The organism is Pseudomonas sp. Marseille-Q0931, assembly GCF_940789645.1.
In the GTDB taxonomy this organism is placed as follows: domain Bacteria; phylum Pseudomonadota; class Gammaproteobacteria; order Pseudomonadales; family Pseudomonadaceae; genus Aquipseudomonas.
On sequence record NZ_CALNWT010000010.1, the window covers coordinates 25,539 to 46,182 of the forward strand.

General features: G+C 57.6%; 13 protein-coding genes, 1 tRNA gene and 1 pseudogene. 13 read left to right on the forward strand and 2 right to left on the reverse strand.

Features of this window, described 5'->3' with window-relative positions; translation table 11 throughout:
• Positions 1-265: 265 nt before the first annotated feature.
• Together P3C50_RS16225 and P3C50_RS16230 are read right to left on the reverse strand one after the other, a co-directional pair.
• Positions 266-442: pseudogene (locus P3C50_RS16225) on the reverse strand (site-specific integrase); the annotation flags it as partial.
• Positions 443-546: 104 nt separating this feature from the next.
• Positions 547-623 (reverse strand) — tRNA-Ser (locus P3C50_RS16230).
• Between the two features lie 185 nt (positions 624-808).
• On the opposite strand from P3C50_RS16230, the gene P3C50_RS16235 reads away from it, so the two are divergent.
• The 13 genes from P3C50_RS16235 (at position 809) to P3C50_RS16295 (ending at position 20,640) form a co-directional block, all read left to right on the forward strand.
• Entirely contained in the window at positions 809-2,182 is a 1,374-nt protein-coding gene (locus P3C50_RS16235) for a tyrosine-type recombinase/integrase (protein ID WP_275546799.1), read from the forward strand.
• Between the two features lie 356 nt (positions 2,183-2,538).
• Positions 2,539-4,020, forward strand: a complete 1,482-nt coding sequence (locus tag P3C50_RS16240) for a sigma-54 interaction domain-containing protein (RefSeq protein WP_038664508.1) — start codon at positions 2,539-2,541, stop codon at positions 4,018-4,020.
• A 48-nt stretch (positions 4,021-4,068) separates the two neighbouring features.
• Positions 4,069-7,452, forward strand: coding sequence for a DEAD/DEAH box helicase family protein (locus P3C50_RS16245; RefSeq protein ID WP_092378496.1), 3,384 nt, complete (start codon positions 4,069-4,071; stop codon positions 7,450-7,452).
• 32 nt (positions 7,453-7,484) lie between these two features.
• Complete coding sequence (locus tag P3C50_RS16250) at positions 7,485-9,068, forward strand: type I restriction-modification system subunit M (RefSeq protein WP_038664505.1); 1,584 nt, start codon at positions 7,485-7,487, stop codon at positions 9,066-9,068.
• A complete protein-coding gene (locus P3C50_RS16255) occupies positions 9,065-10,195 on the forward strand; it encodes a restriction endonuclease subunit S (RefSeq protein WP_038664502.1) in 1,131 nt (376 codons plus the stop codon). The genes P3C50_RS16250 and P3C50_RS16255 overlap by 4 nt, the downstream gene beginning before the upstream one ends.
• 14 nt (positions 10,196-10,209) lie before the next feature.
• On the forward strand, positions 10,210-12,036 hold the full coding sequence (locus P3C50_RS16260; protein WP_038664499.1) for an AAA family ATPase: 1,827 nt from the start codon (positions 10,210-10,212) through the stop codon (positions 12,034-12,036).
• A 103-nt stretch (positions 12,037-12,139) separates the two neighbouring features.
• The gene (locus tag P3C50_RS16265; RefSeq protein WP_038664496.1) at positions 12,140-12,517 is read left to right on the forward strand and encodes a hypothetical protein; all 378 of its coding nucleotides are present in this window, start codon (positions 12,140-12,142) and stop codon (positions 12,515-12,517) included.
• A 63-nt stretch (positions 12,518-12,580) separates the two neighbouring features.
• Positions 12,581-15,436 (forward strand): ATP-dependent DNA helicase, encoded by a 2,856-nt coding sequence (locus P3C50_RS16270; RefSeq protein WP_275546800.1) that lies wholly within the window; start codon positions 12,581-12,583, stop codon positions 15,434-15,436.
• A complete protein-coding gene (locus P3C50_RS16275) occupies positions 15,433-17,328 on the forward strand; it encodes a DUF7017 domain-containing protein (RefSeq protein ID WP_038664490.1) in 1,896 nt (631 codons plus the stop codon). Before P3C50_RS16270 ends, P3C50_RS16275 begins: the two co-directional genes overlap by 4 nt.
• Positions 17,329-17,476: 148 nt before the next feature.
• Positions 17,477-17,638, forward strand: a complete 162-nt coding sequence (locus P3C50_RS16280) for a hypothetical protein (RefSeq protein ID WP_153574101.1) — start codon at positions 17,477-17,479, stop codon at positions 17,636-17,638.
• Positions 17,639-17,837: 199 nt separating this feature from the next.
• A complete protein-coding gene (locus P3C50_RS16285) occupies positions 17,838-18,503 on the forward strand; it encodes a vWA domain-containing protein (protein ID WP_038664489.1) in 666 nt (221 codons plus the stop codon).
• Complete coding sequence (locus tag P3C50_RS16290) at positions 18,503-19,198, forward strand: PP2C family serine/threonine-protein phosphatase (protein ID WP_038664486.1); 696 nt, start codon at positions 18,503-18,505, stop codon at positions 19,196-19,198. The genes P3C50_RS16285 and P3C50_RS16290 overlap by 1 nt, the downstream gene beginning before the upstream one ends.
• A 5-nt stretch (positions 19,199-19,203) precedes the next feature.
• Positions 19,204-20,640 (forward strand): protein kinase domain-containing protein, encoded by a 1,437-nt coding sequence (locus tag P3C50_RS16295; protein WP_275546801.1) that lies wholly within the window; start codon positions 19,204-19,206, stop codon positions 20,638-20,640.
• The last annotated feature ends 4 nt before the right edge of the window (positions 20,641-20,644 follow it).

A 20,644-nucleotide genomic window follows, 5' to 3' on the forward strand; every position in this document is an offset into this window, starting at 1 on the left:
GAAGGCTCGACGCCGTCTCTGCCAGCCGCTTGTTGTGGCGTTTAGAGGCATTCTGGCATGGCCGCTTGATAGATCAGTCCACCGGCGCGCAGCATGGCGACCATGCTGAACGTGAAGTCTTGCTTCTAATAATGGCGCTGGCTGTTTAGCCGAGGGTGAGCGGTGCAAAACGCTCGAACGCCATCACATACAGCTAACCAGCTAGGTCAAGGCATAGGGGAATCTGGGACCCAAAAGGCGTCGGTGAGGTAGCGATGGGGGCGCTCGTCATGCACTCCGAGCTGCTGCGCTCGATATAGACGCCACGCCCCTCTTGTCTTCGGTGCGGCGTGCCCAGTCTTCGGCATCACGCTTGGTTCGGAAGGAATTGGAACAGGTTGGCCAGCCAGTCTTGCGGATGACTGCTTTCCATGTGTCAGAAGGGGTTTACGAGGGTCGCCATATGTTCTCCGAGATGTACTCGGTACGGGACTGTAACGAAACTCTACCTCGGGAACATATGATTACGGGGTTAGGAAATTCCAAAGCCCGTAGGCTTGATGTAAATGGTGCCGGCACCAGGAGTCGAACCCGGGACCTACTGATTACAAGTCAGTATTACACACCTTTTATCAACAGCCTGCGTGGAAAATATTTCCATGCAAGAGTTCTTTTAAATGCCTGAATTAGCTAGGGATTAGCGTAATTACTGGCTTTCGTGGGTGAATATACGCGCTGTTCAATAAGTAGTCAAATCCCTACCCCAACCCTACCCCAAGGACTATAATCCCTACCCCAACCCTACCCCAAAAACGGTCAGGATTTCGGTATGAACACGCGCGTCGCCATGAATGAGCACACCCTCAAACGGCTTAAATTTGACCCGCAAAAAGGCCGTGTAGAATACCTCGATCCCCCCATGCCAGGGCACGGTACTTTTGGTGTGCGGGTCAACAAGACATGCAAAAGTTTCATCTTCCTGTACAGCTTTCATAACCATCCGCGGCGCCTGACGCTGGGCAATTACCCCGATTTGTCACTCGCCGAGGCCCGCGCCAAGGCGGCGCAGGCCGCTGAACTGCTCAAGCAGGGGATCGATCCCGGGCAGAAGAAGATTGTCGAGTTGGTCGAGTACCGTACGAGCCCGACTTTTGAGGAGGCCGTTGAAAGCTATCTGGACTGGGCCCGGGCCAACAAGAAGTCGTGGCGTGAGGATGAGCGCATGCTGCGCACTGAGTTTGTACCCCACCTGGGCAGGGCCAAAATCGGTGATGTCAGGCGCAAGGAGGTGATTGCGCTGCTTGATCACAAAGCCAAAACCGCGCCGGTGCAGGCCAACCGCCTGCTGTCCGTGATCCGCAAGCTGTTCAACTTCTGCGTGGAGCGGCAGATTCTTGAGGCCACACCGCTGGTGAAGATGCCGCGTGTCGCCAAGGAAAAACGCCGCGAGCGCAGCCTTAACCGGCATGAGTTGGTGTGGTTTCTGCACCAGCTGGCCGGTGCCTCGCTGACAACCAATACGCGGTTTTCGCTGTTGCTGAGTCTGATGCTGGCGCAGCGTTCCGGGCGCATCGTCACCATGCGTTGGGTCGACATTGATCTCGACGATGTGATCTGGGACCGCAGTGGCCTGTTTGAAAAAAACGAAAACCCGATTGCCATTCCGCTTTCCGAGGATGTGCTGAGCATTCTGAAATACCTGCGTGAGCGGCAGGTTCAGAACGTGATGTCGAGTGACCCTGAGCGCTGGGCTGACAGTAGAAAATTGCCGAGCCCGGGGCAGTACGTGTTTCCGGGGCGCTGGCCCGCCAAGCCGCAGACACAGCCCTCACTCAACCGCGCCATGCGCCGCTTCTACGATGACTATCTGAAGGACCCAGAGCGTGTTGAAGAGGAGAGCCTGCTGCGGGTCGCAGACGGCTATCCGCGTCCGACCGTGCATGACTTGCGCCGTACGGCAACCACGCACATGTCCAAGCATGGCTTGGGCAAGGACGTGCGCAGTCGCATCCTCAACCATAAGGACCTGTCGGTGGATGCGATCTATGACCGTTACTCATACTTTGAAGAAAAGGCTGAGGCTCTCCAGGGGTGGCATGCCTATCTGAAGGGGTTGCTGCAGAAGGAGTTTGGTGACGTGGACTGGGTAGGGTTCTACGGGCGGCGCATGGAGGCCTCTGCACCAGATGATGAGGGGGAATAAAGCTATGTCCTGAGCAGCCTCGCTGCTGCGGGCGATCAGGGGCTGTGGGTCAATGATTAGCCCGAGCCGCCTCCCGACCCAGCCCCCAGGCTGGTGGCGCGGGGGATCGGTAGTGTCAGCGTACTCTGTCTCACTGGTACGTAGGATTTTCAGTCCTACAGTCTTTTGCCTTCAGCAACGCCTACTCACCTGTAGAAACCTTGCTTCGCCCCGCATTTGCTAATGCGTTTCAAGTCGCATCGTCTCACTCAGCCCGAACCTAACCAGATGGTTTACTATCCAGAAACTGTGAGGCGGAGCACGGTGCTGGGTGATTCGCGCATTTGGAAGCGAGTAAAAGCAGAGGGTTAGGAAGCGTGGCTAAAAAGCAGAATGTGCTGCTCTGCTGGGTAGGTGGAAACGACCTCAAAGCACCATCAGGAAGTGATGCTGGGCCTGTGCTTTCGACGCTGAAAGCGGAGTCTTTCGATCAGGTCGAACTGCTCTCTTCTTACCCGGCTGCGCAGGTTGAGCCCTACCTGGCCTGGCTGCGTGAGCAGGTGAATTCGCAGGTCAATCTTAGCTATGAGTCGCTTAGGTCTCCGGTGCATTTCGGAGATATCTACCAGGCTGCCAATGCACACCTAAAGCGGCTGCATGTCTCTGGCACACAGCTATCCATCCTGCTCAGTCCCGGCACGCCAGCCATGCAGGCGGTTTGGATTTTGCTCGGTAAGACCCGCTATCCAGTCACCTTCTACCAATCCTCGTTAGAGCAGGGGGTGCAGAAGGTCGATGTGCCATTCGAGATTGCTGCGGAATATGTGCCGGCAGCCAACACCATTACGGGTGACAAGCTGCTTCAGCTTGCTGACGGCCAGGCCCCAGTCAACGCGGCCTTTGACAGCATCGTTACACAGAGTGAGCGCATGTTCAGGCTCAAGGCGCAGGCGCAGGTTCTTGCTCAAAAGCAGGTGCCTGTCCTGATCTATGGCGAAACGGGCACTGGCAAGGAGCTATTCGCCAGAGCGATTCACAATGCCAGTCCTCGATCATTAGGGCCATTTGTAGCGGTCAACTGCGGCGCTATTCCGCCGGAGCTGATTGACTCCACATTGTTTGGTCACCGCAAAGGCGCGTTCACAGGCGCTGTTGAGAATCGAGCTGGTGTCTTCCAGCAGGCTGATGGTGGAACCCTGTTCCTGGACGAGTTTGGTGAGCTGGCTCCTGATGCCCAGGTGCGTCTGTTGCGGGTGCTGCAGGAGGGTGTAGTGACTCCGGTAGGTGGCAGTCAGGAAGTCAGAGTGGATGTGCGTCTGATTACCGCGACTCACCGCAATCTGATGCAAGCCGTAGCAGAGGGTGGCTTCCGTGAGGATCTTTTCTATCGCGTTGCCATCGGTGTCCTGCATCTACCGCCACTGCGTGAGCGCGAGGGTGACCTGCTGTTGTTGGCCGACTCCCTGTTGAGTGGGATTGTCGCAGGGGACGAATCGCTAAAGGGTAAGAAAATTTCCGCAGAAGCAAAAAATCTTATCCTTAATCACCCGTGGAGAGGCAATGTGCGGGAGTTGCAGTCCACCTTGTTGCGCGCCGCCCTCTGGTGCCCGGGTGATGTGATTGGCGCTGCGGATATTGAACAGGCGATGTTCCAATCGCCTCGTGAGCAGAAGAGCTCCTTGTCTCAAGATGTATCTCAAGGCATTGATTTACAAGGGGTAATTGCCGAGGTTGCCGGGCATTATCTGCGCAAGGCGCTGACGCTTACCGGCAATAACAAGACCCGGGCGGCCAGCCTGCTAGGCCTCAAAAGCCAGCAAACGCTGAGCAACTGGATGGACAAATACGGCATCGAATAAAACTGGCACGGTCCTCGCTCTAGGACCCTCATGGACAGAATCGCCTACATGAAATCAGTCAACTTCGAGTTCCTCCGCACCGGCAACGAATTGCTGGCGAACCTCGCAGGCCTCGCTGAAGCCGTCCTGCATATCGATCCGGGCAGCGCACTCACTCGCCTGCGCAGCTTTGCCGAAGAGCTGACCAAAGCCATCTACAAGGAAGAGCTGCTGCCGCGCATGCCGCAGTCAACCTTCTACGACCTGGTGAAAAACTCGGTTTTTGTCGATTGCGTCAGCAAGCCGCTGGTGCACCAGATCAATTTCCTGCGCATCCAGGGTAACGACACCGCACACGGCGCTGAAGGTGACCTGCGCAATGCACAACTGGCACTGAAGACCGCCCATCAGCTGGCCATGTACATGGCCATCAAGTACTACGGTACCGCACAGGCCGATATTCCGCCCTTTGCCGAGGTGCAGGATCCGACCGCGACCCTCGTCCGCCTGCAGAAAACCGTCTCCAGCTATGAGAAGGAACTCAACCAGCAGCAGGAAGCGCTGCAGAGCGTGATGGACAAGCTGGAGCAGGAGCGCACCCGCCACCTCGACAAGGTCGACCCGCCTGCCAAGCCTGATCAGCAAAAGCGTCAGCAGCAGAGCCAGAAGGTGGCCGACAGCCTGCAGTGGAACGAAGCCAAAACCCGCGCATTGCTGATCGACGCCATGCTCCTGCAAGCCGGCTGGGATGTCAGCAACCCCGCGCAGGTCGGCCAGGAAGTGGAGGTCGATTTCCCCGGCAACGTCTCCGGCAAGGGCCGTGCGGACTACGTGCTATGGGGCGACAACGGTCAGCCCCTGGCCGTGATCGAGGCCAAGAAATCCGGCAATGTCAGCCTGCAAGCCGGGCGCGAACAGGCGCGCATGTACGCCGACGGCTTCGAGCGCATGGGCATGCAGCGCCCGGTGATTTTCTACAGCAACGGCTACGAAACCTTTATCTGGGACGATAAGCAGTACAACACCTACCGCCCGGTGTACGGCATCTACAGCAAGGACAGCCTGGAATACCTCGCCTATCAGCGCCAGTACCGTGTCCCCACGCTGGAGAAACACAACCCAGAGCTGAGCATTGCCGACCGCCCCTACCAGATTGAGGCGATCAAAACCGTCGCCGCCCACTTCCAGCAGCAGCGCCGCAAGGCCCTGATCATCCAGGCCACCGGCACCGGCAAAACCCGCGTGGCCATCGCCCTGGCTGAGTTGCTGCTGCGCACCGGCTGGGCCAAGCGCGTGCTGTTCCTCTGCGACCGCAAAGAGCTGCGCGTGCAGGCCGATGACGCCTTCAAGCAAAACCTGCCCAGCGAGCCGCGCTGTGTGATCGGCGAAACCGGCAAGGTCGACCAGACCGCGCGCATCTACATCGCCACCTACCCGGGCATGATGAACCGCTTCGCCCAGCTTGATGTGGGCTTCTTCGACCTGATCATCGCCGACGAAAGCCACCGCAGCATCTATAACAAGTACCGCGACCTGTTCGACTACTTCGACGCGCTGCAGGTCGGCCTCACTGCCACGCCGGTGAAGTTCATCAGCCGCAACACCTTCGATATTTTCGACTGCGAAACCACAGACCCGACTTTCGAGTTCGGCCTCGATGCTGCCATCAATAATGAGCCGCCTTATCTGGTGCCATTCCGCGTGAAGGACCTCACCACGGACTTCCTACGCGACGGCATCCACTACAACGACCTCAGCGACGAGCAGAAGCGCCAGCTCGAAGAGGACCTCGGCGAGGAGGAGGCCAAGCGCACCACCATCGCCGGCAAGGACATCGGTCGCAAAATCTTCAGCGAAGACACCGACCGCATCATCCTGGAAAACCTGATCAACAACGGCATCAAGGATGAGACCGGCTCACTGGTCGGCAAAACCATCGTCTTCGCCCAGCGTCAGGACCACGCCGAGCACCTGGAAAAGCTCTTCTGCAAGCTCTACCCGCAGTACGGCACCAAGGTCTGCAAGGTCATCCACAACGCCATCCCGCACGTGGACACCCTGATCAAGGAATTCAAAAAGCCGGATAACGACTTCCGCATCGCCATCTCGGTGGACATGCTCGACACCGGCATCGACGTACCGGAAGTGGTCAACCTGGTGTTCGCCAAGCCGGTCAAATCCTGGGTTAAGTTCTGGCAGATGATCGGCCGCGGTACGCGCCTGCGCCCCAACCTGTTTGGCCCCGGTAAAGACAAAACCGAGTTTTTGATCTTCGACCACTACGGCAACTTCGATTTCTTCGAGCAGGAGTATCAGGAGCCGGAAGACACCGGCAGCAAATCCCTGCTGCAAACCACCTTCGAAGCTCGCCTGGCGCTGGCCCAAGCCGCCCTACGCCACAACCATGCCGCTGCCTTTGACGCCGCCATTGCCCTGCTGCGTGCCGACATCAACGACCTGCCCGACACCAGCGTGGCGGTAAAGCGTGAACTGCGCGCCGTGCACCAGTTGCAGCAAACCCAGCAGCTGCAGCAGTTCGATGGCAAAACCCAACACCTGCTGACAAACACCATTGCCCCGCTGATGTCGGCCCGCGTGCTGCGCGACAAACACGCCACTGCGCTGGATAAGCTGATCGCCGGTATTCAGTGCTGCCTGGTCGAGCAGGCCACCTGCTTCGAGGACGGCAAAATTGCCCTGCTGGCCGAGTTGGACAAGCTCGCCGTGAATATCCAGGCCGTCCGCCAGAAGGATGCCCTGATCGCCGAAGTACGCAGCGCCGACTTCTGGCTGCAGCCGAGCATCGACAAGCTGGAAAACGCCCGCCAGGAACTGCGCGGCATCATGAAATATCGTCAGACCGGCACCGGGCCAGGTGATGGCATAGGAACCACCAAAACCAAGGATGGCAACCTGCTGGGCGACGAGCGCGCGGTGTACATCACTGGCGCCAGCGAGGCCATGATCTACCGCCGCCGCCTCAAGGACATCCTTGCCGGCATGCTCGCCGCCAACCCGACCCTGCAAAAAATCCACAAGGGCGAACCCATTGCCGAGAGCGAGCTGAAAACCCTGACCTCGACCATCCTCACCAGCCACCCCGGCGTCAGCCTGGAGGTGCTCAACGAGTTCTACGGTCGCACAGCCGATCAACTGCACCTCACCGTACGCGAGATCATTGGCCTGGATGCACACGCCATTGAGGAACACTTCAAACAGTTCCTCCATGCCCATCCCAGCCTGACCGCCCAGCAGGTGCGCTTTATGAACCTGCTGAAAAACTACATCGCCCAGCACGGCAGCATCGTGATTGAAACACTCTACGACGCGCCGTTTTCCAGCATCTCCCACGAGGGCATCGACGGCGTGTTCGCCCCCGCCGATGTCACCGAACTGGTGGCCGTGCTCAAACCCTTTTTGAAGAACCCCGACCAGCCCGGCCCCCCCGCCTGATGGCCGCACAACCTATAGATCGAGACCACTGAATGCTCACCGGCAAAATCCGCAACGATATCGACAAGCTCTGGGAAAAATTCTGGACCGGCGGCATCACCAACCCGCTGACTGTGATCGAACAGATCAGCTACCTGATGTTCGCCCGCATGCTCGACATGCAGGAAGACGTGGCCGAGCGCAAAGCCAATCGCACCGGCAAGCCCTTCGACCGCCTCTTTCCCAATACCCCGGAAGGCCAGCTGCTGCGCTGGAAGAACTTCCGCAACATGAGTGGCAAGGAGCTGCACAGCCATCTCAAGCAGAAGGTCTACCCCTTCTTCGCCCAACTCGGCGGTGCTGAAGGCGAGGGCGGTGAGCGCGAGGGCCTCGGTCATATCAGCGAGTACATGCAGGACGCCGATCTAGAGATCAAGAACGAGTCCGTACTCACCTCCGCTGTGGAGATGGTCAATGACCTGCCGCTGACCCAGAGCGACGTCAAGGGCGATATCTACGAATACCTGCTGAGCAAGCTCACCACCGCCGGCATCAACGGCCAGTTCCGCACCCCGCGCCACATCATCGACGCGATGATCGAACTGATCGCCCCGCAGCCGACCGAGGTAATCTGCGACCCGGCCTGCGGCACGGCGGGCTTTCTCGCCCGCACCATGGAATACCTCAACCGCGTGCATTCAAGCCCGGAAGGCACCTTCACCGACGAAGACGGCAACCTGCATTACTCCGGCGACCTGCTCGAACCCTACCGCCAGCACATCAACAGCCAGATGTTCTGGGGCTTCGACTTCGACACCACCATGCTGCGCGTCTCCAGCATGAACATGATGCTGCACGGCGTGAACGGCGGGAACATCCGCTACCAGGACTCCCTGAGCAAATCCATCAAGGAGCACTACCCGCGTCAGGAACAAGACTTCTTCGACGTGGTGCTGGCCAACCCTCCGTTCAAAGGCAGCCTGGACGAAACCAACACCAACCCCGACGTGCTCGGTCTGGTGAAAACCAAGAAGACCGAGCTGCTGTTCGTTGCCCATATCCTCCGCTCGCTCAAGCTCGGCGGCCGCGCCGCCGTGATCGTGCCGGACGGCGTGCTGTTCGGCTCGTCCAAAGCCCACCAGCAACTGCGCCAGGAGCTGCTCGACAACAACCAGCTCGAAGGCATCGTCAGCCTGCCCAGCGGTGTGTTCAAACCCTACGCCGGCGTCAGCACTGCCATCCTGATTTTTACCAAGGGCGGTACCACCGAACGTGTGTGGTTCTATGACCTGCAGGCCGACGGCTACTCGCTGGACGACAAGCGCACCGAGCTGAAAGGAGAGGGCAGCAACGACCTGCCCGATGCTATAGCCCAGTGGCATAAGTACCGGCAGATGATTGAGGGCAACCTCAGCGCCAGCACCATCAATACCCTGTTCGGCGACAAGCGCAAAAAGGCCTTTGTCGTGCCCGCAGAGGATATTGCTGCCAACAAGTACGACCTCTCCATCAATCGCTACAAGGAAGTGGAGTACCGGCAGGAACAGTACGAGGATCCCAAGGTGATTCTGCAACGGCTAAAAGGGCTGGAGCAGGAAATTCTGGCGGATCTGGATGAGCTGGAGGGGATGCTGTGAGCTGGCCTCTTGTTGCCATAAAAGAAGTGGCAAAGGTTGTTACAGGGAAGACACCATCAACGGTGGATGATCAGAACTTTGGCGGGGATATTCCGTTTGTCACTCCTGCTGAGCTTGGACTGGAGACTTATGTAACGAGTGCGCCAAGAACCTTGTCCGCTAAAGGCGCCTCGGCAATTAAGCTGGTACCAAATAATGCTGTAATGGTTTGCTGTATAGGCTCGCTTGGGAAGATGGCGATTGCGGGTACGCCTGTTGCCACAAATCAACAGATCAACTCAGTGATCTTTGACGAGAATAGAGTTGACGCAAAGTATGGCTTCTACGCTTTGCAGCTTTTAAAGCCAAAAATGGAGGCTATGGCTCCATCAACTACCGTAGCGATTATTAATAAGGGCAATTTCGAGGCGATGCAAATCCCTCTCCCACCTCTGCCCGAACAAAAGCGCATCGCCGCTATCCTAGACAAGGCCGATGCCATTCGCCTCAAACACCAGCAAGCCATCCAGCTCGTCGACGACTTCCTCCGCGCCGTGTTTCTGGACATGTTCGGCGACCCGGTAAGCAATCCGAAGGGATGGCCCAAGAAAAGCCTTAAATTACTGGGTAAGTCAGCAACTGGCAGGACGCCCCCAGGTGAGAAAGTTGGTATGTGGGGCGAAGGTTTGCCTTTTGTAACTCCTGGTGATTTGTGTGGGAAAGTTGACTCTTCTGTTCGGGAGGTGACCCGAGAGGGGGCTGAGTATTCAAAAATTTGCCGCAAAGGCAGCTTGTTGGTCTGTTGTATAGGTACTGTTGGGAAGGTTGGGATTGCTGGCCGCTCTTTAGCATTCAATCAGCAGATAAATGCGCAGGAGTGGGGTTCTGAAATTTCAGATATTTATGGGTTTTTTGTATTTAAGCTGTCTCCTGGGTTGGTTAGCTCTAAAGCAATTCAGACTACACTTCCGATTCTAAAAAAATCACTATTTGACGAAATTGAAATCCCTGTCCCGCCGATAGGCCTTCAGGAGAAATTTTCCGCTATTGCGCAGAAAGTATCGGAGTCTAGCCTCCGCCACGAATCTGGGTTGAATACGCCACTTTTCGAATCGCTATCCCAGCTGGCGTTTTCAGGACAGCTTTAGATAAGGAAATCCCCATGCGCCTCAAGTCCGTCAAGCTCACACATTTTCGCGGCTACCGCGCCACTACCGTCATTCCCATCGACGAAGCCATGACCGGCATCGTCGGGCGCAATGACTATGGCAAATCGACCATCCTCGAAGCCCTGGCGATCTTCTTCGAGAGCGGCGACGTCAAGGCCGACAAGAGCGATATGAACTGCTTCAGCCTGGCCGAGGGCGCCGAGCAGTTCGAGATTGCCTGTGAGTTTGATGATCTGCCTGAGGCGCTGGTGCTCGATGAAAATGCAGAGACCTCCTTGGCGCAGGAGTACTTGCTCAACGCCGAGGGTGCGCTGGAGATTGTCAAAACCTTCAAGGCCAATACCGGCAAGCTGGAGCGCACCGCTATCCGCTGCCAGCACCCTGCGGATGAAGCGCTGGCTGGGCTGCTGAGCCTGAAGATGACCGAACTGAAAAGGCTCGGTGAGCAGCAAGGCGTTGCTGAGCAAGTAGCAGACAAGCGCGTGGCTTCACAGTGGCGGCAGGCTATCCGTGCTGCAGCGCAGCCCATTGCCTGTCAGGAGAGGCTGCTGGACGTTAGCAAAGGACTTTCGACCGACAGCAAATCCATTTGGGAAAAGATCGAGGCCCAGTTGCCTACCTTTGCCCTGTTCAAGGCGGATCGTGAAAGCAGTGACGGCGATGCTGAGGCCAAGAACCCGCTGCAGCAGGCGGTCAAGGAAGCTCAGGCTGCGCTGCAGGATCAGATCAGCGCGCTGGAGCAACAGATCGAAGCCAGTGTGCTGGATGTCGCTGAGCGTACCCTCGACAAGCTGCGGGAAATGGCCCCCGAGCTGGCCAATGAACTGACCCCACGTTTCAAGGAAAAGCCCAAGTGGAGCTTCAGCTTCACCCTGGATGGCGAGAACGGTATCCCCATCAACAAGCGCGGCAGCGGCGTGCGCCGGCTGATCCTGCTCAATTTCTTCCGCGCCGAGGCGGAGAAGGCGGTAATGGGCTCCCAGCGTAATGTGATTTACGCCATCGAAGAGCCGGAAACCTCCCAGCACCCGAACTACCAGATGATGCTGATGAAGGCGTTGCTGGAACTCTCCAACCAGCCCAACCGGCAGATCATTGTCACCACCCACGTTCCCGCCCTGGCCGGCCTGATGCCCATCGATGGCATCCGCTACGTCACCAAGGATGAGAACGGCATCCCCATCGTCAAGATGCCAGATGACAATGTGCTCAAGGAGGCCGCCGAGAGTTTGGGTGTGCTCCCCGAAACGGGGATGGAGCGTGCGAAGGGAATCATCCTGGTGGAAGGCAAGAGCGACATCACCTTCCTGCGTCACACAGCTAGCACCCTCAAGGCAGCAAGCGTTATTGACCGCGATCTCGATGATCAGGGGCTTATCCCGATTCACGTTGGCGGCTGTGGAAACGTGAAGCATTGGGTCACTCATCAACTTGCCGACGAAATTGGCCTGCCTTGGTGCGTTTTCCTCGACTCAGATCTTGGTGATCCCTTTCAGCACAAGACAAACCTCAAGCGAAAACAAGAAGTTGAAGGGCTTGGACGGGCGTTTTATTCGACTCGTAAGCGTGAAATCGAGAACTACCTGTGTCCAGATTTGATTCTGCAAGAAGCCGGTGTCGTGGTTAATTTCACCGATACCAGCGATGCCAAGCAGATCATTGGTGACGCAGTAGGGATGAAACCAGACGATGTTTCAGATCGATTTTGGCCACTGATGAGTGCCGACAAAATCCTCCAGCGCTCGATGTACCAAGATGGCGACAAACAGCGCTCGGAGCTGAAAGAGCTCGTTGAGAGTTTGCTGGCGTTGGTTCCTTGAATCCCGCGTGGTGTATGGCTCTGCTGAAGCGGTTTGGTCTGCCTGCTCCCAGTGCAGGGGATAAACGGGACAGATTTATTTATTCAGGATTTGAGGCAGTTATATGTCAATCTGGACGGGCTTGAAACGCACTGTCGCTGTGCTGGGTTCGGCTGCGGAGGCCGTTTCGCGAGCGCTTACAGTGCTCAACGACTTTCTGGATGACGTTAATCGCTCATCGGCTGAATTTAACCGTTCACTCAAGGAACGCCTTGAGGCAGGAAGGACTCCTGCTCTGGAAACGCAGGTGAAAGTTCTTGAGGCTCAGATTGCCCATCCGGAGATTTTTGCGGTTTTACCGCGTCAGGTCATGGCCAAGCGTAAGGAGCTTTTGCAGGTGTATGAGGAGCTGGCTGGCCGCCTGACGGGAGAAGCCGCAGATGAGGTTCTGGTGAAAAGGGACAAGCTCCGGGCGGAACTGCGCGAAAAGACTGCAAGGTAGTCTTGGTATTGGATTAGGGTTTCTGAGTTGTCTCTGGGCTCGCCTGTTGTGTAAGGAATATGGATGGTTTCGGATAACTTTGCCCCGCTGAAGTCTCGCTGGCCCGAGCTGTATCAGCATGCCTCGCTGGCAGAACGCTATGTGTTTGCTGACCCGCATACCGCCGTGGTCAAGTTGCGTTGTTTTGCCGAGGTGCTGGTGGGGGTGCTCTACCGGGATTTGCGCCTGCCCTGTGAACCAAGTGATGGCTTTTTCGAGAAGCTCAAGTCCCCGGCCTTTGTGGAGCTGGTTGGCGACATCGTGCTACAGAGGCTGCATGCGCTGCGGATGATCGGCAATAAGGCCGCCCATGGCGGCTTGATCGACTCCAGCGTTGCGCTGGCCCTGATTGGTGATGCGTATCTGATCGGTCAGTGGTTTTACAAAACCTGTGGCGGTGAGTCTGCCGACAGCTATCCGCCTTTCACTGTGCCTGTCGAAGCCAATGAGCAGGGCAGCCCTGCAGAAGACCATGCCGAGCAGTTGGCCATGGCGAAAGACGAGTTGAGCCGCCTTGAGGCTGCAGAGAAAGCGGCGCAGGCAGAAGCTGCGTCACTCAGTCCGGCGCCAGAACAGGCCAGGATTGATGATTTCAAGTGCGCCTCGGCTCAGGCGCAGCGCACCATCGATTTCAACGGCCCGAACACGCGCCGACATATCAGCATTCACGACGCCTTTGCCGGCTATACGCTGACCAGTGGCCAGACGGAGCTGGTCAAACAGATCGAGCGCTTCCTAAGTAGTAGGTCGGAGAGCGTTTTCCTTCTCAAAGGCTACGCGGGCACCGGCAAAACCTTCATCACCAAGGGGCTGACCGAGTATTTCCGGGCCATTGGCCGCAACTACGTGCTCGCCGCACCCACCGGCAAGGCCGCGAAGGTGATCGCCAGCAAAACCCAGTCGCCGGCTTACACCCTGCACAAGACTCTCTATGCGTTCGACGATATGGACGAGTACCGCGATGCAGACACCGAGGGTACCGAGACTTTCAAGTTCTACGCCAAGCTGGCGGTGAACACGCTCTCGGTGGATACGGTGTACATCGTGGATGAGGCGTCCATGGTGGCGGACATCTACCAGGAGGCAGAGTTCTTCCGCTTTGGTTCGGGCTATCTGCTTGCCGACCTGTTCGAGTTCGTTAATCTGGACCATAACGATCACCGCAAGAAGGTGATTTTTATCGGCGACGACGCGCAGCTGCCACCGGTGGGGATGAACTTTTCCCCTGCTTTGGATGCGGAGTATCTGTTGCGCCATCACCGCGTCCGTTGCAGCGAATACGAGCTGTCTGAGGTGGTGCGGCAGAAAGCGCAGAGCGGCATTCTGGCCAACGCTCAGCCCCTGCGACAGTCATTGCAGAGCAAGGTGTTCAACCGCCTGACCATGGACCTCGCCTATCCAGACGTTGAGAAGGTCGAACATCAGGCGCTGTTGCAGCGTTACTTGGACTCCTGCGGTGGCAAGATCAACGGCGAGTCCATCGTCATTGCTCATTCCAACGCTGACGTGGGCGATTACAACCGGCTAATTCGCGAACACTTCTTCCCCGGCTGGGCGCAGGTGCGTCCGGGGGACAAGGTGATGGCTGTTGCCAATAGCAACGCGTACGGGTTCTTTATCTCGAACGGTGACTTCGGCCTGATCCGTGAGGTGCTCGGAGAGGTTGAAGAGCGCAGCGTCAAGCTGAAGCGGAGAAATCCCGAAACCTCAGTGGTCGAGGAAATTGTTGTGCCGCTGCGCTTCAGGGACGTGCTGGCAGGCTTCCGTGATCTTGATGGCTCGCCCCGGTTTTTCCAAGCCAAGATCATGGAAGATCTGCTCTACAGCAAGGAGCCCACGCTTTCGTCAGATGAGAACAAGGCGCTCTACCTCGATTTCTGCATGCGTCACAAGCACTTGCCAAGGCGGACTAAGGCGTTCAAGGACGCCCTGATGGCGGATCCGTATTTCAATGCCTTGCGGCTCAAGTTCGGTTACGCCATCACTTGCCACAAGGCACAGGGCAGTGAGTGGAACCATGTATTCGTTAAATGCAAAAGCCATCAAAGCCAGCTGACGGCTGACTATTTCCGCTGGTTCTATACGGCGATCACGCGAACGGCGCGCCACCTTTATCTGCTCGATCCACCGAATATCCAGCCGTGGAGTGGTATGCAGATGGTGGCCAATCCGGCGCTGGAGTTGCTCGGCGCAGCGCCCAGCATGCCCGCGGCTCCGGCTCCGGCTCCGGCTCCGGCTCCGGCTCCGGCTCCGGCTCCGGCTTCCAGCGTTGCTGCGCCTGCATCTGCAGCGGTTGCCCCTGCGCCGCAATCCGAAACATTTGGCATCCCCGCCAGCGCAACAACGCTGCTCGCGTTGCTGGCCGAGGTGCGCAGGTTGATTGCCGGGCGGGGGATCAGTATCGAGGACGTCCTCCATCACCAGTACCAGGAGGTTTACCTCTTCAGCCGTGAGGCAGAGTCTGCCCGCATAGACATTACCTATAACGGAAGAAGCAAGATTACCGGTGTAGCGGCACCTTACCTCTCCGAGTTGAGCAGCGAGCTGAGTGCTGTGCTGGCCGCGCTCAAGGGCTTGCCGCTTGCAGATGGCGGAACGGCCGGAGTTGCCGAGGCCCATTTCGCCAAGCCGTTCCTCAATGAGCTCCACGCCAAGGTGCTTGGCCTGTGCGCTGACAGTGGTATCACGTTGCAGAAGGTTGTTGAGCTGCAGTGGTGCCAACGCTACAGCTTTGCCCGCGATGGTGCCGTGGCTGTTTATGACATCTGGTACAACGGCAGAGACCAGTTTACGAAATGCCAGCCCGTGGTCGCAGCGTGCTCCCCGGGCACCTTGGCCGCTGAGGTGGGGCAGCTTCTTACGGTAGGTATGCAAGCGTGATTAGCAACAAGGAGGTTTTCGCCAAGCGCAGGGAAGGAGCGATCGACGAGGCCTACAAGATGGCGCTTGAGTTGATGGCTGCGCCGCAGGTAGATGACTGGGACCGCAAGGCATTTGCCTGGTGTCTGGTCGACCTGATCAAGCGAGACGTCAAGGGCGGGGATCTGGAGAACCTGCCGCACTATCGCAGCCAGTTGGAGAGTCTTGCTGTCGATCCTGGTGACGATGTGCTGAGTAAAGGCGTTCGCCATGCGCTATCGCTGTGCAATCCCTTTGGCCAGCAGATCAGCGAGGCCAAGGGGCTGAGTAAGAGCGGGCAGCATGCGCAGGCTGCAGCCATCTACCGCAAGGTATGGATGAACGGTGCTGCCGATCAGGAGATCCAGACCAGTTTCGGCTGGGAGCTTTACCAGCACACCAAGGCGCTGCTGGCCAAGGAGAACTTCAGCGTTGGCGAGGTCAAGCGCAATTTAAGTGACTATCTCAAGCTGGAGATCGAAAAGCCCTCTCCGCTCCACTCTCGCATGCTGCAGTTGGCCGCCAAACTGGCCGGGCAGGACAAGCTGAAAATGCTGGCCTTTTCCCGCCATTGGGATCTCCAGCACCTGCGCGGGGAAGACTATGAGCGTTACCGCGCCGAGGATGGCAGGGAGTATCCGTCACTGGCTGAGAAGGTCATCCAGCTCGCGGGCAAGGAGGCGGCCGCTGCGGATGATGCTGACGGACAGGAGTACATACTGCCCTTCATTGATAGTGCCATGGGCCGCTTCCCGGACAACGTATTTCTCAAGCTGAACAAGGCCAAGCTGCTGCTGGCGCTGGGCCGGCATGACGAGGCGCTGGCTTTCGGGATTGCGGTGACCAAGGCCAAGTCCAACGATTACTGGGCCTGGGGGCTGCTGGGGGAAATTGTCTCGCAAAAGGATCAGGACGCTGCGCTGGGCTGTTATTGCAAGGCGCTGACCTGCTCGGCAGAGGACAAGTTCACCGGGAAAATCCGCCTGAAAGTCGCCGAGCGCATGCTGGAGGCTAATGACCATGCAGCAGCCAAGCATGAGGTCGAGGCTATTGTTCGAGCCAAGGAGCAGGAGGGCTACAAGATCCCTGAAGAGGTTGCCAGTATAGCGGCGCAGGACTGGTTTGCCGGTGTGCAGGCCAAGGTATCCAACCGTGACTACTACAGGCTGCATGCAAAGGCGGCTGAGGCGCTGCTGTTCAATGACTTGCCCTGGATTGATGCTTGCCTGGGCGAGACCTTTGTCGTGCCGGGTAGAGAGAACAAGCCCAAGCGCAAGGTTTTCCTGAAAACGGGCTCAATCCCCGCGGAGGTGTCGATTCCTGAGTCAAAGGTCGCGCGGATGAGTTTGGCGGCCGGGGATGCCGTCAGGATCAAGGGCGAGTTTGATGAGAAGCAGCGCTTCAACCTGTTTGTGCTGGAGCGCCGGCCTGGCGCTACTGCGTGGGATGTGGCACCCGAGCTTTTAGGGGTTGTGAGCCAGGTGAATGAGGACAAACAGGTCATTCGCTACATCGTCAGCCGGGAGATCAATGGTGAGATCCCGATGTCGGTGTTGCCGTGTGCGTTTGCCGAGGGCGATGCCATCGAGGTGCAGCTTGTTCGCTATGTTTCGAAGCGTGGCCCTCAATACCGCGTGCTTTCCGCAAAGGCGAGCGAAAAAGTGCCAGGCGATTTGTTGCGCAAGGACTTCACCGAGGCGGTTCGCGTCTCTAACGGCATGGGATTTACCCCAAGCGAAATATTTATTCCTCCGCCATTGGTGGAGCGCTGCGAGATCGAAGACGGTCAGCAGGTTTCCGGTACGGCGGTACAGGTCTACAACAAAAAGCGTGAAAGCTGGGGATGGAAGGCCGTATCCATTCAGCCGTTGTAGACGGCTACATGTTGGTCGTTCTCTGGCTTTTGAGAGTTCACAAATAATTGCGAAAGAGAATTCTGCAGTCCGGCTTTTTCAAGGCAGCACCCCTGGCCGCCGCCCCAAGCCTGATCATGGGTGCACTTCCACTGTTGGGTTACGCGCCGTGGGGGCGTACCACCGCCTGGAGGGCCTCAAGGCGAACCTGGCTGCTAACTGTCTGCCGGACAATCTGGATGCCTACGCGCCGGATCAGTTCGACGAGTTTCTGCTCGAACGCCGACAGCGGATGGCGCAGAAGATTAAGCAGTATTACTGGGGATTGTGAGGGGTATTTCCCACAGCGTTGTGAATGAGCCCCTGTTCGTGTCGGTAAACAAAATTACCAATAAATAACGGTTTTTACGTATATAACGATATTTCTCGGCCTTCAAGATTGCATAACATACTGTTTTTAAAAGAAAACATGAGTTGGCACGGAATGCGCTTATAGGGAGATATCCAATTGACTATCAAGGAAGTACACAGTGTCAGAACTCAAAAAATTCCAGGTCCAAACCGCCCGTCCGCTGCCGATCATCGTTCTGGCTGACACCAGTGGCAGCATGTCTGTGGATGGCAAGATCGAGGCGCTGAACAAGGGCCTGAAAGACATGATCAGCAGCTTTGCCGGCGAGAGCCGCCTGCGGGCTGAACTGCAGGTCAGTTTGATCACCTTTGGCAGTCAAGCAGAGGTGAATTTGCCTTTGACTCCGGCTCATCAGTTGCAGGGCTTCACCCCGCTTACTGCTGCGGGGGCGACTCCGCTGGGTGGTGCTCTGGCACTGGCCAGCCAGATGATCGAAGACAAGGACAGCATCCCCTCCCGCGCCTACAAACCGGTAATCGTGCTGGTTTCCGATGGCCACCCTACTGATGACTGGCAGGGTTCCTTTGCTCGTCTGGCCAATGGCGAGCGCTCGTCCAAGGCCACTCGCTTTGCCATGGCCATCGGTGCTGATGCCGATGAGAGCATGCTCGGTGATTTTGCCAATGACCCGGAGGCACCGCTGTTCCGTGCCGAGAATGCTGCGGATATCCACCGTTTTTTCCGCGCTGTGACGATGAGCGTCAGTGCACGTAGCCGCTCGGCGACGCCGAATCAGTCTGCTCCGCTGCAAATCCCGACGGATGATCAGGACTGGGATTTCTGATGCGCTTGTTGGCGAGTGGGGCTTCGGTGAGGGGCCCCGCCCACCAACAGGATGACTCACCTAACCAGGATGCCCTGGCCGTCAGTGGTATACGCGGCGGTTGGTGCGTTGCAGTTGCCGATGGATTGGGCAGTCGCCCCTTGAGCCACTTCGGTTCGCGCAAGGCGGTGCAGTTGTCACGGCACGTGCTTCGGTGCCAGGCGGACATTACTCATGCAGCGGTTACTGACGAGGTTCGCAAGGCCTGGCTGGCCTGTTTTGGCGAGCGTTATCGCCTACATGAAACGACCTGCCTGTGGGCGCGCGTGGATGCCCGTGGCCGGGCTGTTGCCGGGCAGATTGGCGATGGATTGCTGCTGGCAAGAAGCGCTGGCGCTTTCAGGGTGCTGACCGATCAACGCCAGGGCTTCGGTAATCAGACCCTGACCTTGGCCCAGGCGGATGCCCGGAATACTCGCAGCTTCGAGTTTGAGTTGAGCCAGCCGGGTGATGGCGTACTGCTGATGACGGATGGTATCTCGGATGATCTGATTCCATCGCAGCTTGAGTCGTTTTTTGATGCCATTTACCGGCGCCAACTGCGTTGTAGTAGCAAGCGCAGCATGCGCCGCTGGCTGACGGGTGAGCTGCTGGACTGGTCGACGCCACGCCATGGTGACGACAAGAGCATTGCTGGAATTTTCTTAACGGATTGATACAGATGAGCACGAACAAGGCCGCGCCGCAGAAGCAGCGCATGGTGCAGGACAGCAAAGGTTCGGTTTATGAGCTCACGAGTGAGTTGAGCAGTGGTGGGCAGGGCGTTGTTTACCGCACCCAGTACCCACAAGCTCTGATCAAGGGGTTTACCAATAAGGATGAGCAGGCGCGCCGTCGTTGGCGTGAGCACATCGAATGGCTGACCCGGCAGGATCTGGCCGATTTGAAGCTGGCTAGACCGCTTGAACTGCTGGCTGAGCCACGCTGCGGTTATGTGATGGAGCTGATGGACGGGCTGGTGCCTTTGCAGGGGCTGCTGGGCAGTTTTGCTAATGCTGAAGAAGAGGCACCTGAAGATTATCTGCGCCAGGGCGGGCTGCGTCGGCGTATTCGTATTCTGGGCCAGATGGCCAGAACACTGAATCAGTTGCACGGGCGCGGCATGCTCTACGGTGATCTGTCGCCGAACAATATCTTTGTCTCGGATGATTCTGCACATGCCGAGACCTGGTTGATTGACTGCGACAACATCAGCCTCGATAGCCACAGTGGCTTGACCCTGCACACCGTGGACTATGGCGCACCGGAAGTGGTGCGTGGTGAGGCGTTGTTGTCCAGCCTCACCGATTGCTGGAGCTTCGCCGTTATTGCCTATCAGTTGCTGACACACAACCACCCGTTCAAGGGTGAGATGGTCAGCGACGGTGAGCCTGAAGTCGAGGATGCCGCGCTGCGAGGTGAGCACCCCTGGATCAACGATAGCGAGGACGACAGTAACGCTTGCTTCGTTAATCTGCCGCTGCAGTTGCTGGAGCACAGCAAGCTACCCCAACTGTTTAGCCGTTGCTTTGAGGGGGGGCGAGCCAGCCCCTATGAGCGCCCGGCTATGGCCGAGTGGCTTGAGGCGCTGGTTGAAGTGGACGAGCGCATCTATTGCTGCCCTGGCTGCGGCAGTACCAGCCTGTTGCCAGTGGACTTGCGGGCAGCGGACGAAGCGGAGTGTTTTTTCTGTGAGGCGCCAGCTGACAGCCGTCTGGTTCTGTTTGAGGAGTTCATTGCCTTGCCTGCCGAGCAGGAAGGGGATGTGGAGACTCCTCAAGAGCTGGTAGCGACGGGGCGCAAGGTCTGGCTGCAGCCGGGAGGGCAGGTTGAGCTCAAGCGCTTGCTGCCGACGTTCAGCTATGACCGTTGGCCGGCTGACCATATCCGTATCGAGTACAGCGACAAGGGCCTGGGGATTTTCCCGCTGCCTGAGAGCCAGTTGCAGTTGCAGCGCGGGGAGAACATTAAACCGTTGCAGCGTTATCAGGGCCTCAAGGAGAGCCTGCGTGGCCAGGATGAGGAACCCTTCCTGATTCATGTAGGTGAGCCTGCGAAGTCAGGGCATAAGGACTCCGGGTTGCCCTCCAGCAAAGTCGTCTGGCAATTCCGGTGGTGATAGC

Excerpts from the sequence above, each read along its gene's own strand:
- P3C50_RS16250 (WP_038664505.1), top strand. The coding sequence starts at position 7,485 with ATGCTCACCGGCAAAATCCGCAACGATATCGACAAGCTCTGGGAAAAA.
- P3C50_RS16295 (WP_275546801.1), top strand. The coding sequence starts at position 19,204 with ATGAGCACGAACAAGGCCGCGCCGCAGAAGCAGCGCATGGTGCAGGAC.
- P3C50_RS16260 (WP_038664499.1), top strand. The coding sequence starts at position 10,210 with ATGCGCCTCAAGTCCGTCAAGCTCACACATTTTCGCGGCTACCGCGCC.
- P3C50_RS16245 (WP_092378496.1), top strand. The coding sequence starts at position 4,069 with ATGAAATCAGTCAACTTCGAGTTCCTCCGCACCGGCAACGAATTGCTG.
- P3C50_RS16270 (WP_275546800.1), top strand. The coding sequence starts at position 12,581 with ATGGTTTCGGATAACTTTGCCCCGCTGAAGTCTCGCTGGCCCGAGCTG.
- P3C50_RS16235 (WP_275546799.1), top strand. The coding sequence starts at position 809 with ATGAACACGCGCGTCGCCATGAATGAGCACACCCTCAAACGGCTTAAA.
- P3C50_RS16290 (WP_038664486.1), top strand. The coding sequence starts at position 18,503 with ATGCGCTTGTTGGCGAGTGGGGCTTCGGTGAGGGGCCCCGCCCACCAA.
- P3C50_RS16265 (WP_038664496.1), top strand. The coding sequence starts at position 12,140 with ATGTCAATCTGGACGGGCTTGAAACGCACTGTCGCTGTGCTGGGTTCG.